Source organism: Paenibacillus sp. SC116, assembly GCF_024733555.1.
GTDB lineage: Bacteria > Bacillota > Bacilli > Paenibacillales > Paenibacillaceae > Paenibacillus_B.
The window spans coordinates 152054-169916 of record NZ_JANIOF010000003.1 but is presented as its reverse complement, the minus strand read 5'-3'; the positions used below and the strand labels follow the sequence as shown (position 1 = coordinate 169916).

13 protein-coding genes are annotated in these 17863 nt (G+C 42.8%); 4 read left to right on the top strand and 9 right to left on the bottom strand.

Translation table 11 applies throughout. From position 1 onward, the window contains the following. Positions 1-42: 42 nt before the first annotated feature. Entirely contained in the window at positions 43-3123 is a 3081-nt protein-coding gene (locus tag NQ117_RS14945) for a copper amine oxidase N-terminal domain-containing protein (protein ID WP_258278827.1), read from the bottom strand. 209 nt (positions 3124-3332) lie between these two features. Then, positions 3333-3905 carry a GNAT family N-acetyltransferase gene (locus tag NQ117_RS14940; RefSeq protein WP_258278826.1) on the bottom strand — a complete coding sequence of 191 codons (573 nt, stop codon included), beginning with the start codon at positions 3903-3905 and terminating at the stop codon, positions 3333-3335. Positions 3906-4007: 102 nt separating this feature from the next. On the opposite strand from NQ117_RS14940, the gene pdxR reads away from it, so the two are divergent. Further along, positions 4008-5423: a MocR-like pyridoxine biosynthesis transcription factor PdxR gene (gene pdxR / locus NQ117_RS14935; RefSeq protein ID WP_258278825.1), complete on the top strand. Its 1416-nt coding sequence runs from the start codon at positions 4008-4010 to the stop codon at positions 5421-5423. A 69-nt stretch (positions 5424-5492) separates the two neighbouring features. On the opposite strand, the gene NQ117_RS14930 is transcribed toward pdxR, so the two are convergent. Beyond that, positions 5493-6353 carry a DegV family protein gene (locus NQ117_RS14930; protein WP_258278824.1) on the bottom strand — a complete coding sequence of 287 codons (861 nt, stop codon included), beginning with the start codon at positions 6351-6353 and terminating at the stop codon, positions 5493-5495. 30 nt (positions 6354-6383) lie between these two features. Beyond that, positions 6384-6893, bottom strand: coding sequence for a hypothetical protein (locus tag NQ117_RS14925; protein WP_258278823.1), 510 nt, complete (start codon positions 6891-6893; stop codon positions 6384-6386). A 527-nt stretch (positions 6894-7420) separates the two neighbouring features. On the opposite strand from NQ117_RS14925, the gene NQ117_RS14920 reads away from it, so the two are divergent. Beyond that, on the top strand, positions 7421-8413 hold the full coding sequence (locus NQ117_RS14920) for a hypothetical protein (RefSeq protein ID WP_258278822.1): 993 nt from the start codon (positions 7421-7423) through the stop codon (positions 8411-8413). A 118-nt stretch (positions 8414-8531) separates the two neighbouring features. On the opposite strand, the gene NQ117_RS14915 is transcribed toward NQ117_RS14920, so the two are convergent. The 5 genes from NQ117_RS14915 to NQ117_RS14895 all read right to left on the bottom strand — a co-directional run bounded on the left by NQ117_RS14915 (position 8532) and on the right by NQ117_RS14895 (position 14041). Continuing rightward, positions 8532-9875 carry a hemolysin family protein gene (locus tag NQ117_RS14915; protein WP_258278821.1) on the bottom strand — a complete coding sequence of 448 codons (1344 nt, stop codon included), beginning with the start codon at positions 9873-9875 and terminating at the stop codon, positions 8532-8534. A gap of 317 nt (positions 9876-10192) precedes the next feature. Beyond that, complete coding sequence (locus NQ117_RS14910) at positions 10193-10576, bottom strand: hypothetical protein (RefSeq protein WP_258278820.1); 384 nt, start codon at positions 10574-10576, stop codon at positions 10193-10195. Between the two features lie 160 nt (positions 10577-10736). Next, positions 10737-12020, bottom strand: coding sequence for an ABC transporter substrate-binding protein (locus tag NQ117_RS14905; RefSeq protein ID WP_258278819.1), 1284 nt, complete (start codon positions 12018-12020; stop codon positions 10737-10739). A gap of 300 nt (positions 12021-12320) precedes the next feature. Further along, the gene (locus tag NQ117_RS14900) at positions 12321-13160 is read right to left on the bottom strand and encodes a carbohydrate ABC transporter permease (RefSeq protein WP_258278818.1); all 840 of its coding nucleotides are present in this window, start codon (positions 13158-13160) and stop codon (positions 12321-12323) included. Then, positions 13160-14041, bottom strand: a complete 882-nt coding sequence (locus tag NQ117_RS14895) for a carbohydrate ABC transporter permease (RefSeq protein ID WP_258278817.1) — start codon at positions 14039-14041, stop codon at positions 13160-13162. Before NQ117_RS14895 ends, NQ117_RS14900 begins: the two co-directional genes overlap by 1 nt. Before the next feature lie 174 nt (positions 14042-14215). Here NQ117_RS14895 and NQ117_RS14890 point away from each other — a divergent pair, with 174 nt between their 5' ends. Both NQ117_RS14890 and NQ117_RS14885 read left to right on the top strand, forming a co-directional pair. Beyond that, on the top strand, positions 14216-16093 hold the full coding sequence (locus NQ117_RS14890) for a cache domain-containing sensor histidine kinase (RefSeq protein WP_258278816.1): 1878 nt from the start codon (positions 14216-14218) through the stop codon (positions 16091-16093). Beyond that, the gene (locus NQ117_RS14885) at positions 16090-17814 is read left to right on the top strand and encodes a response regulator (protein WP_258278815.1); all 1725 of its coding nucleotides are present in this window, start codon (positions 16090-16092) and stop codon (positions 17812-17814) included. The genes NQ117_RS14890 and NQ117_RS14885 overlap by 4 nt, the downstream gene beginning before the upstream one ends. The last annotated feature ends 49 nt before the right edge of the window (positions 17815-17863 follow it).

The following is a 17863-nucleotide window of genomic DNA, read 5'->3' as shown; positions in this document are numbered from 1 at the left end:
TCTCTTACCGTCATCTACGACGGTAAGAGAGCCCCTTATTAATTACAACACAATTTCATTCGAGCCAGCGGACAAAGCATTGCCAGTTCCGTTAGCACCGTTAGAAATGGATAGCACAAATACTTTATATGGCACACCTCTTTGAATAGTGTTCCCATAAATATCTACATCACTAGTTGACCAAGTAATCATGTTATCTTCGTTTCCGCTTGAGAATTTGTAGCGATTGGAATGAACTTGGTTAGCCTGCTCCAACGTAAAGTTTCCTGCAGCATGTGTTGGTACGACCATTGCTGCATAATAAGCTACTTGATTAGAGTTCGCTGGTTTTTCAAATACGGATTTAAAGCTATATCCGTTGCCATCTGAATAGGCAGCTACATAATTCACAGCAGGTACTGCTTGCTCAGATAACATAAACTCAGCATAACCATTAGACAGTGAACTCGTTTGATATGGATTGTTGCTAGCCACGGTAAGAACGTACGCACGGTACGCAACACCTTTTATCAACGGATTGCCCAGCATATCCTTAGCCGTATCTGAAATTTGCTGCTTTACATATACTCCCTGCTTGGAAACTTTCGTAAAGTTGGACTCCGCGACACTCAAGGCACTCGCCGCATTAATCACATGCGCTTGTTCAGCACGAACGAGCAAAATCCGATATTCTTTCACATTAGAATCGTTGCCGTTCGTAATGAAACTAATATCAATTTTACGGTTTGCTGTATGTTGGTTCACAACTTGAGCCGTTACATTTGTCACGGGATTAGTATTCAGCGTGCCAGATAAAGCGAATTCACCCGAAGGAGCAGATAACGTGTTGCCATATAAACCAATCGACATCACGTAAACTCGGTATTTCTCACCGCTTCGGATAGGATTGCCATCGACATCTTTCATATCAGCAAAAAGTGCCTGTGTAATATGCTTTCCTGTCTTGCTAACATAAGCTTGATAAGAGCTATTTACATTGTTCGCATGAGCCAATGTGAAATTCCCAGCTTGGTGAGCTTTGACGACTAAGACACGATAGTGATTAATATTCGACTCATCTGCTGCTCGGTTAAAGGATATTTGCACATCACGTCCATCATTGAAGTCACTTATGTCACGCACTTGGACATTAGTGGCTACCTGCACGCTTGAGTTGCCTGATAACGTAATCGAATCGGAAGCAGTAGATAAAACATTGTGATGCTGATTGTTGTTTATTGCCATTACAAATACCTTATAGCTTTCTCCACTTCTAATCGGTACACCATCAACATCACGTGTAAAGGAAGTCAAGGTTTGACTAATATTTCCGCCTGTCTTATTTACATACGTAAAATTGCCTGTTCCCACGCTATTCGCATTGTATAAAGAAAAATTGTTCGCCTGTGATGATTTCACAACGAAAATTCGGTAGTGATTAAAACTGGATTCATCCCAAACTTTATTAAAAGAAACCGTTAAATCTCGACCATCTTGATAATCATTCACATCTCTTACTGTTACATTAGTCGGAGCATTCGAATGATTATTATCAGACAGTGTCATCAATTGAGATGGAGCAGACAATCTGTCCTTATTCCAAGACACCGCCATAACAAATACTTGATAGCTTTCCCCATTACGAAGGTATGATCCGTCTACATCTCTCGCACTAGAAGTAAGGTTCACTTTGTAGTTGTAGTAGCCATTTTTGCTGACTTCTGTATATCTACCAGCTGATACTTTACCTGCCTGTGCAAGATCGAAGCTGCTTGCATTTCTTGACTTAACCACGAAAATACGATACTGGCTGACATTAGATTCATCATCAGCACGATTAAAGCTTACTTGTAAATCGCGCCCATCTCCATAGTTGCTTACATCCTCAATCTTAGTAATGACTGGTAGGCCAGATGCACCTTCCAATGTAATTACAGATCCAGCAGACAACTTATTAGGTGAAGCACTTGAATTGTTGCTTACTGACAATACAAACACCGTATAGGATTCACCATTGCGAATGTAATCGCCTGCTGTATCCTTAGCCGTCGAGTTCAGCTTCTCTGTAAGTGTTGAACCATTCTTATATACCGTGCTGTAATGCTGACTAGGAACAGCATTTGCCGCATTGAGATCAAAGCGTTGCGCATCCTTCGTCTTCACAACCATCACTCGATAATTGGATACCACATCATCATTGTATGGTCTAGAAAAGCTAACTGATAGATCACGTCCATCCCCAAAATCACTTACATCAGTAGCCTTCACATTTGTAACCGTGATCCCAGTTGCACTTTCTGGAATCTTCACCGTAGAAGAGGAATAAGACAATCCTGATCTTTGATTCAGGCCTTGGGTCAATATATATACCTTATAGGACTGATTCGATCGAATAACATCACCATCAACATCGCGCAGGTTCGCTGGCAAGTTAACGGATTGATTGATTCCATGCGTATTTACTTCTGTATAATTGCCGTACGATGCTGACTTCGCTCTTGTTTCATTGAAGCTGCTCGAATTGTCCGCTTTCACGACTAAGATACGATAGTTCTTTACATTGGCTTCGGTAGAAGACTTATCAAAGTGAACCGTAATGTCGCTTGCATCACCAGACTTACCCGTTATCTCAGCTCTGACATTCCGTATAGGAGAGAAGGAAGTATTGTCTGGATCTTGCGGTTTACCTGGATTTGGATTGCCGCCAGAGCCATCCGAAGTCGAGATGTGTACCGTTCTGCTATATGGCTCATAATCAGCATGCGCGCCAAATGATTGACTTACAAAGCGAACAGGGACCATCGTTCTGCCTCTTATCGTCTGTGCAGGTACATCCATCGTGACATTTTTATTATTCACTTTTGCAATTTTGGAACCTAGCTTTAATACAACTGTCGTGCCGCCCTTGCTTGACGTTACCGTTCTTTTCTTACTGTCATAATGAACGGTCGCATTCAGTCCCTCAAATACGGATTTGAGTGGAAGCAGCGTTCTGCTGTTTACCACAATAGGTGGCTGAGGTGTGGATAAATACTCTCCATCAATATAGACTTTTATAGCTGGTGCGGCTTGAGTTTGCGTTGAAAACAGGGATAAAGAGCTCATAACCATTAACGCAGATAACAGAACTCGCATTTTCCTCATACTTGCATCCTCCTGATCGACTTAATAAGGCGAAATTTACCTATATGTAAAGAGTCGAAAAGTAAGGAAAATGTTTCTTGATTTCCTGCTTAATTTGTGTCTTTTTTGTGAACATTTTATTACAAATATCAAATCCAACGTATTACTTCAACTGATACTAGCCTACTTCTAAACGCTAGACTTGCGAAGCTATCTCCCTGCAACCTATTTCATGACTCCGATATACAATACTTACTACGATACTCGTCTGCTAACATACTCATCGTAATAACATCATGGTATTGATGATGATAATAAAGTGCCTTACGCTTAATCCCTTCACGTACGAACCCCAACTTCTCATACACATGCGCAGCACGTGCATTGAAAGTAAATACTTCGAGTTCAATTCGCTGTAGATTCAGCACACCAAATCCATAATCGAGCAGCAATAGCATCGCCTCTTGTCCAAAGCCCTGCCCCTGATGCTGCTCATAACTAATTGCGATACGAATGCCTGCACTGCGATTAATGGTATCGATATCTTGAAGCGCGATGTCACCAATGACCTCATCAGACTCCTTCAATGCGATAAGCAGCAATACACATGAGCTGTCTTGTGATTTTGCCTCGATGTAACGACAGATTTGCTCTTTAGTAGCAAACTTATGCGTGCCCGTCAGCCTTCTCGTTTCTTCCACATATAGTTGTTCATAATATAGCCCCGCATCTTCCCCGTTAATGGGACGTAAATATACACGGCTGCCTGTTAGCAATTTAGGCTGAGATGTAACGATAGCCATCATAATCCCCCTTTTCGTTATATACCTATCGTAGAGAACAACTGTATACTTTAAAATAGACAGAATTGTATTTAAAAAAAAGGACAGATGGAGGACGACCTCATGTTCATAGCTCCTAAGCTTGATGAGCAAAGCAAAACTCCTTTTTATTTACAGCTTTACGAGTTCTTCAAACAGGAGATTCTATCCGAAAATCTATCTCCCCACACTCGTATGCCTTCTTTGCGCAAACTTGCGGAGCAACTTAATGTGAGCACGACTCCTGTTGAGTTTGCCTTTCAGCAGTTGGTGGCCGAAGGATTTATAAAGAGCAGGCCAAAGAGCGGCTATTATGTTCAAGCGCTGCACCCTATCTACCATAAGAATGCAATACCTTCTCAGCAACCGACAGTACATCGGATAACAGCACGTGATCCCCAAATTTATCGCTATGATTTTCATATTTCGAAAAACGACTTCTCCACTTTTCCGCATCGTATTTGGAGGGGCTTATTACAAGATGCACTCGATCATACTGATGGATTGCAGTATGGCGACCCTCAAGGAGAGCCTGCATTACGTCATAGCATTACGACTTACTTGCGCCGCTACCGCGGGCTTCGCTGTACACCTGATCAAATCATTATCGGAGCGGATCAATACATACTAGCTTCTTTATTGAGCTTACTGCTCAAACATAGCGGCAACCGCCTAGGCATCGAAGATCCTGGCTATCATCGGGTACCAGCCACTTTTAGAAATCATGGATACGAAGTCATTCCAATTGCACTGCAAGAAAGCGGAATTCACATTGATCCACTATACAGTTCGAACATAAATGTCGTCTACACATCGCCCTCACATCAGTTTCCAACAGGATTGATCATGCCAATTGCCAAACGTATTCAATTATTAGAATGGGCGAACCATGCACAAGGCTTTATTATCGAGGATGATTATAGTTGTGAGTTCCGTTATCATGGCCGATCAATACCAGCCATCCAAGGGCTAATCGAAGACAGCCCTGTTATCTATTTAGGGAGCTTTTCTCAGGCGATTGCACCGACTTTTTGTATTCATTACATGGTCCTGCCTAATAGCTTGCTGCCTGCGTATCATCAACTGAAGTGGGAATTATACCTCGAGCACTCAGCTTCGAGGATCAATCAGATTGCTCTGCATCATTTTATGGAAAGAGGATATTTCGAGAAGCACTTGCGACGAATGCGTCAGCTATACAAGAGAAAGCACGACATCTTAACAAGATCGATTAAACACCACTTCCAAGATCGCGTAATCGTAACAGGGAACGACGCTGGTTTTCATATGATTGTAACCGTGCACGATCAACGCTCGGAAGAAGAGCTTGTCGAGCTCGCAAAAGCGGCTGACATACGAATGACTCCGATGTCTTTCACATGGTGGGAGCCAGAACCCTCTCAACGTAAAGAACTTCGTTTCATAGTCGGCTTTGGCGGAATTGCAGAGGAATTGATAAATGAAGGAATACAGCGATTAAAAGAAGTTTGGTTCCCTTAAAAATGAAAAACTGCTCTCATTTCCGTATTCCGGTTTGAGAGCAGTCTTTCTTGTATATTTTATAATTGATTATGAGTTCTTCGGTTCATTATGCCAAATAACTGCCACAGTTCCTTCACCAGCGTGTACAGCAATGGCAGAACTGATTTCCCCGATTACAACTTCGAGTTGAGGGAAGAGAGCTTGGATCTGCTGCTTTAATGATTCTGCTTTATCGATCACATTCCCGTGCATAATTTGAATGCTTTGGATATGATTCCGTTCATAAGCATGTTGGAATAGCTCAACCAAACGTGCATAGGCCTTTTTCTCAGAACGCACTTTATCAAATAATTCAAACGCACCTTCATGGATACGCAGCACTGGTTTGATACGAAGAAGGGAACCTACTAAATATTGCGTGCCTGTCATTCTTCCGCCTTTGTAGAACTGATCCAGATTGCCCAATACAATGTAATTCTCTGCTTTATTCGCTTCCTGCCGCAATTGGGCTGCAATCTCTTGATAGCTGAGGCCTTGTTCAGCAAGCTCCAGCCCTTTGTAGAGAAGCGTGGTAAGAACATAGGACATCGCCTTTGAATCGACAACTTCGACATCAAACGACGCAAGATCAGCGGCAGAGTGACAGCATGCCAACGTACCGCTTATTTTTTCTGATACATGAATAGCAATTGCGCAATCATAACCAGCCGTTTTCAACTGTTCAAATAACGCCGCATATCTGCCAATTGGTGGCTGAGACGTCTTCGGCATTTCCTTCTCTTCGCGTATGCGACGGTATAACTCCTCTGTCGTTAGATCGATACCATCGTCGAACACGTCGTTGCCAAATACAATACCCATTGGAATGACAAACACATCTTCGTTATGTTTCAAGTTATCCGGCATATAAGCGGTACTATCCGTTATCCAAGCAATTTTCTTCGTCATTGCGCACCCATTTCTATTCGTATGATGTAATTACTTTTTTATTGCGGGCTTGAAGCCTTCTTCTTCGAGATATTCCGTCGCTTCCTCATACGTTTCAAAAACGGTATCTAAGTTTAATCCTGCATAAATGTACCACATTTGATCTTCATCTTCGAATTGCAGTGTCAGCGTTTGATTACTTTCATTTGTCCAATGTTCTTCCTGTGCAGACTCATCGGACCCATGGGACTCATGAGGGTCATGGGATTCAAGTGATGCAGGCATTGCAGATAAGGAGCGAATGGATTGCTCAATAATCGTGCGCATCTCATCAGCTGTAAAATCACGAATGTTAACAAGTCCCTTGTCATCTTTTTCATAACCTTGCAACAAACCTGCATATACAAACCCATTACCGTTTGGATGCAAATGATACACAACCGTTTTTTTGTCGTATACACTTTGTTCGTAATGATAATTTGAACGACCTAGTGATACTTGTCTGCGTTCCAATTCTAAAAATGAATCCGCAATCACGGACTTTTCTTCATAACTAAGCATGTGAAATCCTCCAAAACCTACAATTAATTAAATGTATTATATCATACCAATGATACGGTATCTTAATCGCTTTCATGACAATGTTATAACGCTCTAATTAGATCAGCGCTTTAACATAATACTTCACCTGTTTAAGAAGTCAATAAAATATCGATAGTCATGAAACTACGGTTACTGTTAGTGATAAGATACCAAATGTAAGCGCTTTACAAAATACCTTGTATATATCCATATATTCCTGAACGATGGTAAAATAAATACGCTTATCCTTTTTTTCCTCCATTTTTTTCATTAGGAACTATAAAGAAATTGTAGAACTTAGCCGATAAAAGACAAAAAATGTCGATCATTCTGCTGGTATGTGATACTATAAATTGGAATATAAAGTATCAATCTGTACAAGTATCCATCCAAAATGCAGATGTTGGACTCGTGCAACTTTTGTTGCTTACGAAAGTATATCAAGAAAAGGTGGTGAGAATTCGTTACTAGATTTACCCTACTAAAATGTAAATGGAGGCGAATTTATGAATTCATGGCTTCCTTCGTGGAGCAGCAAGTATATGCATGTAAAATGGTTTACTGAGGATCAAGATTGGATCCCTTCACCTATTGCCAATGTCCTTACCCCTACATTTTTATTCTGGCTTATCTTTACCACTATTGTCTTACTCATTTTAGCTTTTTTCAATGAATCTATCCGAAATGTCGGCATTGTGAGCCGCACTCATCGTCATCTACATGGGTTAAAACGCTTTAATTCACTCATCCTGCGTGTTGGTCTCGGAATTGGACTCATTCTGCAGCTTAGTACAGGATCATATTTAGCACCCGACCTTGTTTCAAACCAATGGTGGGTATATGTTGTCCTTACTATTTCTATACTAGGATTGCTGCATCGAAAGACACTCTTCATTAGTGCATCCGCTCTCACACTCCTTTACATCCATGCCATCATCGTATACGGCCTGTTTCATGCACTAGATTATATGTTCTATATCGGAATCATCTATTATCTATTTGTTATTCATACAAAATGGAGCCAAACAGCAATTCCTGCCCTATTTGTAAGCACAGGACTTTCATTGGCGTGGCTCGCGATTGAAAAAATAACGATTGCTAAGCTCGCTTGTTCCCTTTTTCATGAATATGGTCTTCCTTCTCTAGGTTTCACCATCGAGGATTTTGTACTGATTAGCGCTTTTATTGAGATCGCAATTGCTTGGGCATTTATTGTCGGGATGATGAATCGATTCGCCGCACTTGTACTAACTAGCGTATTCCTTATGACTACAACTGTATTTGGCCTAAAAGAAATCGTAGGACATATGGTTGTACATACGCTTCTCGTTATGTTTATCATCGAAGGATCGGATGACACAAAAACGATGCTCAAGTTCAAGTTTCTCCGCTCCCCCAAGGTTCGCAGTACTTTTATAGTTCTCAATTTCAGTGCCCTGCTGTTTACGTTAATGATTTTGTACGTCTGGATGGGCAGACCAGGAAGTGTGTTTGTATAAAGCGTTTCAAGAATAATTATGCTGTACTAGACTTGTCTCAAGCCTAAAATGATTCTATAAAAAATACCGCCATTGCGCTGTGGTTGTGCAATGGCGGTATTTCCATTCATCTATTTTATTACGTTTCCAATATCGGCTCAGTTACAGAAGATACTTCTGCGGTCGATCGAAGCACCTTCAATTTATGAATTCGCTTCTCATCAACTTCGAGCACTTCAAATATGAATCCGCCGAACGATACAATAGGTGTCTCCGATTGCTCAGGAATTCTGCCTAGCTGACCAATGACAAAGCCGCTTAATGTATCGTAATCATCCGTAGGGAAGTCTGCTTCAAGAATTGGATTAAGCACGCGCAATTGAATCGTTCCGTCTACAACCCAGACGCCAGCTTCAACCTGCTCAATCTCTTTCTCTTCTTCTTCATCATCATGCTCGTCGAAGATGTTACCTACGATCTCTTCCAGCAAGTCCTCAACCGTTACGATACCTGCTGTACCGCCGTATTCATCAATAGCTACGGCAATATGAACTTTATTGTTCTGCAGTTCTTTAAACAAGTCATCGATACGCTTCGAAGCAGGGATGAAATAAGGTACGCGAATGAGATCTTTTAGGTTAAAGGAATCATCTGCGTCTGTTTCAAGATATTTGATAATATCCTTTACATGCAGAATACCGACGATATTGTCGATATCCCCTTCATATACCGGGTATCTCGTATATTTTTCAATGTTAATCAGCTTCGCAACTTCTTTAAGTGTGGAATCCATCGAAATACCGATCACGCTGCTTCGATGTGTCATAATGTCCATTACTGTCTTATTGTCCAATTCGAAAATGTTGTTGATCATCATTTTCTCATCTTCTTGAATCGTACCATTTTCATTACCAACGTCGACCATCATTCGAATTTCTTCTTCCGTTATCTGCTCTTTGTTCTCATCCGGATTCACACCTAGCATTCGAACGATCAAGTTCATCGAGCCTGTAAGTAAACGAACAAATGGGGCAGTAATCTTAGATAGTACAGTCAATGGTACGGCTGCAAACATCGCAATCGGCTCATACTTTTGCATCGCCAACCGCTTTGGTACAAGTTCACCAAATACTAATGTGAAATAAGACAAAATAATCGTAATTAAAATGACTGATACCGTCTCCAAAATCGTCTTCGGAATAGGTACCCCAGCTTCATAAAGAAATTGTGCCAACCCGCCAGCAAAGCTCTCAGCGGCGAATGCACTCGCCATGAACCCCGCTAACGTTATACCGATCTGGATTGTGGCCAAGAAACGGCTCGGTTCGCTCAGAAGACTGTGCAATAGTTTTGCTTTTTTATGCCCTGCCTCCGCCATCGATTTCACTTTGTTGTCGTTCAATGAGATTAATGCAATCTCCGAGGCTGCAAAAAAAGCATTTAGCACTATGAGTATCAAAAGAATCAAAATTTCAGTAAACACACTATTCATCCTCCATCATCTTTTCAAGTATTCCAATAAAAGTCCATATCCATGTGAGCTTGGAATAAATGATTTAATTCCGGCGATAATAGCTTGTTTTCAGACGCATCTTGATCTTATTGATCACACATAATGCCTGAATCCTATTACCCGCTTCCCCTGGCTCATCGTCCATAACTGAAGCCACCTCCTCAATGATTCTAGTATTCGTGTAAAGGTATACACTATCTTTAGTATAGTGACCTATAGTTCAGTAGGCAAGTTTTTGACACAAAATGATGTAAATTAATCCATTCTTGTAGGCGAATAGGCGAAGATTATAGGGTCTTAATTATGTTGAGAAGCAACTTTAGAAGGTGTTTGATAAGCGTATACGGGGTTGAATTTTCGCTTATCGAAAATCCAAAGTCTCCAGTTATGCCATGGTTTATAGGAGGCTCTGAATCAAGATCATAAAGCTCTTTAAGCTCCTGCACTCTTTCTGGATCAAGCTCTTTACTTGCTATGTCTATGCTGCCTTTACTGTCTTGTTTCACATTATTTACATACTGTACAGGCTGTTGTACATAAGCGTATGAGCTTTGAGCGCCCAATTGGCTCGACAGTACTATAGTTAGAATAGTTACCGTTGGTATGGCTTTAACACGGTTTAAAAAAGGTTCTGTTCGTGAGCGAAGCCAACCATGCCGCATCTTTTGCATCAATTATTCCTCCCATAACATGTTGTTGAAAAAGAAATATATCGATAATAACGTTAATAATAACGCTGAACAATGCAACAAAGCTACCCATTTCTGGATAGCTTTGTTCTGCTACACTTATTAATTTGAAACGCCAGTCATTCCGAACGTAACTGTGCTCTTATTTCTTGCTCAAATTGCCCCATATCTTCTGGAAGTTCTCTAGCAACTTCGCTTGATCATCCTTACCCGCTACATACGCCTGAATCATACTGCCGAACTCTTGTGTAGCACCATCGGGGTATTTAAACCAGTTCCAGCTCAGCGCTTTGTCCTCTTGGCTGTACTTCATCACATCAGCTGCGATATCTCCAAGGTCTTCTGCCGTTGCTGTAATCGTAGAGAAGGCTGGAATGAACTTAAATTCCTTTGTAATGTACTTCTTGCCTGTTTCGGAAGATACGAGCCAGTTCAAGAAGATCTTCGCCTCTTCTTTTACTTTCGAGTTTTTATTAACAACCCAGTTGCTCGGTACGCCTACAAACAGCTTATCATTCTTCCCCGCGTCTTCATCGATTGGCATTGGCAGTACGCCCAAATTCAGGTCTTTGTTAATGCCGTCGATCTGAACTTGCGTCCAGTTTCCTTGCTGCATCATTGCTGCTTCGCCCTTAGCGAACAATGTAACTTGTGTATTGTAGTCTGTCGTCAACGGATTCTTATTCCCGTATTTCACCGTCAGATCAAGCATCTTCGTCCAATCTTGGAACACTTTATCGCCCACCATTTTGGCAGAGCCATCATTCAAGCCTTTGATGAACGCATTCGGATCTGGCTGATGCGCGAAAGCAACGTTCAAGTTATGAATGCCTAGAATCCACCACTCCTGATAGCCGTTCGCAAACGGGGTAATGCCTGCTGCTTGCAGCTTCATAGCCGCATCTTCTAGCTGAGATAGCGTTTTAGGCAGCTCTGTAATGCCTGCTTTCGCAAATAAGTCCTTGTTGTAAATAAAACCGTAGCCTTCCAAGTTCATCGGTTGGCCGTACAGCTTGCCATCCTTCGTCATTGGTTCTTTCGCAAGAGGAATGACGTCTTTTGCCCAAGGTTCTGCAGACAGATCCTCCAGATGCTCCATCCATGTCTCCATCTCTTGGAATCCGCCGTTGTTGAAAATATCTGGCGCATCGTTTGCGGCAAACTTCGCTTTTAAAGCAGAAGAATAATCCGCACCGCCACCCACTGCTTGGATATTCAGCTTAATGTTCGGGTACTCCTTTTCAAACTCTGCTTTCATACGCTGCATTGCATCCGCAATTTCCACTTTGAATTGGAATATGTTAACCGTCTTCGTGCCATCTCCACTATTCGCTGTACTCTCTTTCGAATCCTTAGAACCGCATCCTGCCAGCATGACAGAAACCGCCACTAGCATTAACAGCGATAATTTTGCGAACTTCTTCATCCGTAAGCCCTCCCCATTCAACTGCTTATGCAGCTGACTTCTTCGCTCTACCTTTTTATTACGACAATAATGGCACCTTCGATAAGTACGAATCTTATTTACAAACTTAGTATACCTGCTAATTTGTAAGCGATTACACTGACATAATTGACCACTAAGGTGTAATTCATTGATCGGATGATAGGACCTAATGATTGAAGATAGATAGAAATAACAGTCATTAAGGATCACATTCAAAAGTTAATGTGCCAAATGATCAACTCCGTTGAATATCCCTATATCCCAAACATCCCACAACCATTAGCCTTTTACGGAGCCAGCCGTAATACCCTCTATAATGTACTTTTGCATCGCCAAGAAGAAGATAATGATCGGCAGAATGCCAAGTGTTAGTGCCGGCAGCGCCAAATCCCACTGCTTCGTATATTGGCCGAACAACGCATACGTTGCGATCGGAATCGTGTGCAGCGCATCACTTTGCAGCATTAAGGAAGGAAGCAAGTAGTCATTCCATATCCAGAGGCTGTTCAAAATAATGACGGTAACGAGCATTGGCTTCAACAATGGGAATACAATTTTCCAATAGACCGAATAAGGCGTACATCCATCTACAACAGCTGCTTCTTCCACCTCCAGCGGTACGGATTTAATAAATCCGTGGAACAAGAAGATCGAAAGCGGTGCTCCAAAACCGAGATAACAGAGGATGAGTCCCGTGCGGCTGTTCGCCAAGTCGAGCCATCCCGTTACTTTAACAAGTGGAATCATAACGGATTGGAACGGAATAACCATAGCCGCCACAAAGATCATGAACAGCACTTTATTAAAACGGCTATTATGACGCACCATACGATACGCTGCCATCGAGCTTATTAATGCGATAAGCAAAATACTAACAACTGTAATCAGTAATGAGTTCATAAAAGCTTTAGGGAACTCTGTAATTTCCCACGCACGCTGATAATTGCCCCATTCGAACGTCGTAGGCCAGCTAGCCGCATTGGTCAGCAAGTCACCGAATGACTTTACGGAATTGACGAGCAAGAAATAGAACGGAACAAGGAACAGTAAGCCCATTAAGACCATAACGATTTCCACGATAAACGTTTTACCAGAATAGTTCCTTCTTAGCTTTTTCATTACGCTTCAACCTCCTTGCTCTTCGTGATGCGTACTTGGATGAGCGTGATAAGCGCTACGATAACAAAGAAGATGAATGCTTTCGCTGCACCTAAGCCGTAGCGGTTATTTTGGAATGCCTCCAAATAAATATTGAGCGCTACTGACTCTGTAGACTTGAACGGTCCGCCTTTCGTCAGCGACAAGTTCAAATCAAACATTTTGAATGACCAAGAAATCGCTAGGAACAAACACACCGTAACTGCAGACATTACAAGCGGCATAATCACATTTTTCAATACCTGCCAACGAGATGCACCATCGATCTCAGCGGCTTCCATGATATCTTTCGGTACGTTCGTGAGTGCAGCAATGTAAATGACCATCAAGTAACCCGCTGTCTGCCACACAAATACGATCACGATACCCCAAAATCCTGTGGTCTCATCGCCCAACCACGGAAGATTGAAGAAGGACCAGCCTGTTAATTCGCCAAGTGTAGCGAATCCTTTTACGAATATGAACTGCCAGATAAAACCGAGCAGCAATCCGCCGATTACATTTGGCATAAAAAATATCGTACGCAGTGCATTGCGCATCTTAAGCGGCTTCGTCAGTACATAGGCGATTACAAAGCCAAGTACATTCGTAAGTACAACACCAACTGCCGTAAATTTAACCGTAAACCAAAACGCTGCAAAATAATCGGAATCGCTGCTGAAGATCGCTTTGAAGTTATCAAGTCCGACCCATGCTACCGTTCCAGCAACTCCATTCCAATCCGTGAACGAGTAGTACATCCCCATCAAAAATGGAATTCCTACGATAATCATAAAGAAGAAGGTTGCCGGTCCGACGAAGAACAATTGTTGACCTAGCTGTGACCAAGCTTTGCGCGACATCCGCTACACCCCTTTATTGTGAAATAGGACGATCCGATCAAAATCTGCTGTTGATCGATTTCCTGCTTATCCTTTCAAATATCCTGTGATATTCTCATTATGAATTGCTTGCGAATGAGACAACACCGATGGATATGAACGGATTGGTGTAAAATATTGACCGGGGGGCTGAACATGCGCTGGAACCGTATTCGAACGAAGCTGATCACACTGCTGCTCATCGCCACAATCGTACCGACGATGTCAACGATGGTCATTACGTACATAAATAACTATCAATCTTTGCAGGAACGTACGCTAGAAGAGAACGAGAAGCTCATCTATCAAGGGAAACACAATTTGCAAAATATGCTGCATGATTTGAATCAATCTTCGTTGTTCGTCTATACGAACTTTGAATTTTTCAGGATGCTCGAACGTGGCTACGATGATACGTATATGGAAGCACAAGCTTACGCTGTCATGCAAAATATCGAGTCTTCGATGCGCCATGTCCATCAAGTGTATTTGTACCGCAGCGAAGTAAAGCGAGCCATTCTGGTCGCGCAAAGCCTGCCTTACCGCAAATACGAGGCAGAACCGTATGCCCCTGCGGCCAACTACGCGAAGCAGGGAATTCAAATTCAGCCGACCTATATGAGCGAGACATACGGCTTTGCTCCAACTACCCAATGGAAGCCAAGCGTTCCTATCTTCACGCTGCACCGCCCAATTTACAAGATTCCGTCTACGAAGGAATTAGGTATACTTTCGATTGATGTGAAACTGGAAGCTATCTCTGAAATTACCGATCAACTATATGCGAAGGACAAGGAGCGGCTCTATATACTTGATCAAAACGGCTTTGTGATGTACGCAGATGACAAGACATTGCTAGGCAAGGCGTTGCAGAAGCCATGGTTAAGCGATAGCTTGTTAACACCAGAAATGAAAGGCAACTTTGAATATGACAACGCTTTATTTGTCCATGAAAGCATAGACTCCCCTATCGCCCAATGGACAGTAATAAAAGAAATGCCGAAGCGGTACTTGCTGCAAGATACGAACCGAACCCTGATGTTTAATATGGTTCTGTTATCGATATCAACACTAATTATCATCGGCGCTACCCTTTGGATATCGATTCGAATTACGAAGCCAATTGCGCAGCTTATGCGCTATATGAATCAAATCCAAGCAGGAAAAATAAACGTCAATATTAAAGTGGACAGCCACGACGAAATCGGCATAATGTCCAAGCGATTCCGCGATATGATGAAGACGATTAATGACTTGATCGATCAGGAATATAAGCTTGAGCTTGCGAATAAAACCAATCAGCTCAAAGCATTGCAAGCGCAGATCAATCCGCATTTTATGAACAATGTCTTGCAATCCATCGGTACATTAGCTCTGAAGCACGATGCACCGCACATCTACTCGCTTCTCTCTGCAGTAGCAAAAATGATGCGCTACAGCATGTATAATAATGAGAGCACGGCTTCCTTGCGCGAAGAGGTAGATCATGTGAAAGCTTACTTGCAGCTGCAAGGCCAACGATTCGAGCATGTATTTGAGGTAGAAATAGATATCGATCCTTCTACACTTTCTGTCATCGTACCGAAGATGACACTACAACCGATTGTTGAGAACTATTTTAAACATGGACTTGATCGTACGATTCATGGAGGGTTGCTGCGAATCACAAGCAGTTGGCATGCTTCGGATACGCTAGAAATTATCGTGCAAGACAACGGCTTCGGCATTGCACCGGATAAGCTCACGCTTCTGAATGAGGAACTGCAAGCAGCAGGTGCTGCACCTATACCGACGAAACGAAGCACGATTATGTACGAACCGAACCTACTCTCTAACCAAGAAGAAGAGAAGTCTTTATATATGGATGGCGATGCTCCATCCGAGGAAAGCGTAAGCGGTATCGGACTTGTTAATGTAATGACACGGCTCCAGCTCTTTAACAGCTATCCTGTGTCCATGCAGCTAGAAGCTGTCGTTCCGCACGGAACGAGCGTGCAGATTTTATTGAAAGTAGGAGGACGAGAAACGGAATGAAGGTACTTATCGTTGATGATGAAGCTCATGTAAGAGCTGCCATTCGCCTGCTCGTCGATTGGCAGAAGCACGGCATTGAACAAGTCGATGAAGCTGCTGACGGGGAACAGGCGATTGCCTATATCCAGCAGCACAAACCGCAAATTATTATGACAGATATGATGATGCCAAATGTAAACGGCATGAAGCTGATGGAATGGATTAGCGAGCATAGTCCGAACACAAAGCTAATTGCCATTAGCGGACATGGAGACTTCAATCTAGTACGTCACACGCTCCAGCATGGTGGAATTGATTATTTGCTGAAGCCAATCGAACCAGATAGCGTTAATGAAGCAATCGGAAGAGCTGTCGAGGCGTGGAGTAAGGAAGAAGCAGAGCGCAGCAAGCGCAATCAGCAGCAAATTCAAATGAATGAATTCAAACCGGTCGTCAGCGAGAAACTATGGTCGAGCTTAATTGATGATCCGAGCGCACAGTTATCTACCATACGTCGAATTCAGCAGAGCTTTGAACTGCCGATTAACATGGAGCAAATTCGCTTAGCTCTTGTGTATGTAGATGCGGACGACGAGGCGTTCAAGCAGCGATTCCGTCAACATCGCGACCTGCTTTATTTTTCACTCGTCAACATTATGTCTGAATATGTAAATGACAGCTGCAAGCGCGGCGTTGTATTTCGCCGCTGGAACTCCCCTGGTGAGATCGTAATCGTTCTCTGGCAGCAAACGGAGGCGCTGGACATCCTGCTGCAGGATATAAACGAAGCGTTATACCGAACCTTGCATCGCAGATTGCATTTTGGATGCAGCGGCGTTCGAACTTTCCTAGGAGGCATGGCACAGTGCTATGAAGAAGCGAAGCAAGCATTGTTCGAACGCAATCTGCTGATTGGAGACCGTTATCTTCATCGTATCCCAGCAACAGCTTCTACAACTGCATCTGCTGAAAGTGGTACGACAACTGCAAGCAACTCACACGTTGGTGCTGCAACAGGAGCAGCAGGTGTATCCACACCTGGAGCTGTCGCAGAGAGTTTGAAGTCGATTCGCTTATCCGCCTATGAAGAGAACTGGAAGCTAGCCGTGCTAAGCGGCAGCGCCGCTCAAATGGCAGAGGCATTGCAGCCGTTCATTGAAGCGGTTCGGGCTACGGGATATATAACCCCGAAGCTGCTTCATGCCAGCTATCGCGAATGGGAAACGATTCGCGCCAATATCGCGCATGAAGCAATTGGCGAAGCCGCTGCGCAGCTGCTGCGACAATACCCGTCGCAACTGGCGCAAGCGCACGCTTCACCGCATATCGCAGAGCCATTTTCACTAGATGCATGGCAGCGCTTGTGGCTGCAAGAGCTAACCCTATTGGCTGATGCCTGCTATATGCAGCAAGGCCAAGAACAGCACATCATTTTCGATATCGCTAAATATGTTGAACAGCATTATCATCAGGATATTTCGCTGCAAGAGATGGCACAGCGCTTCTTCGTCAGCCGTGAATATATTTCACGTAAATTTAAACAGCAATTCGGCATTAACTTGTCCGACTATTTAGCAGCGATTCGTACAAAAAAGGCAAAGCTGCTGCTCATGAACCCACATCTGCGCATTTCACAAGTTGCGGCTATGGTAGGAATTCCAGATGAGAAATATTTTAGCAAAGTATTCAAGAAACAAGTTGGTGTCTCCCCTAACGAATATCGAAAAAGTCAGCAACTATAAGGCCTCACAGATGAAAATAAATGTGACCTGTGCTAAAATACTATAATTG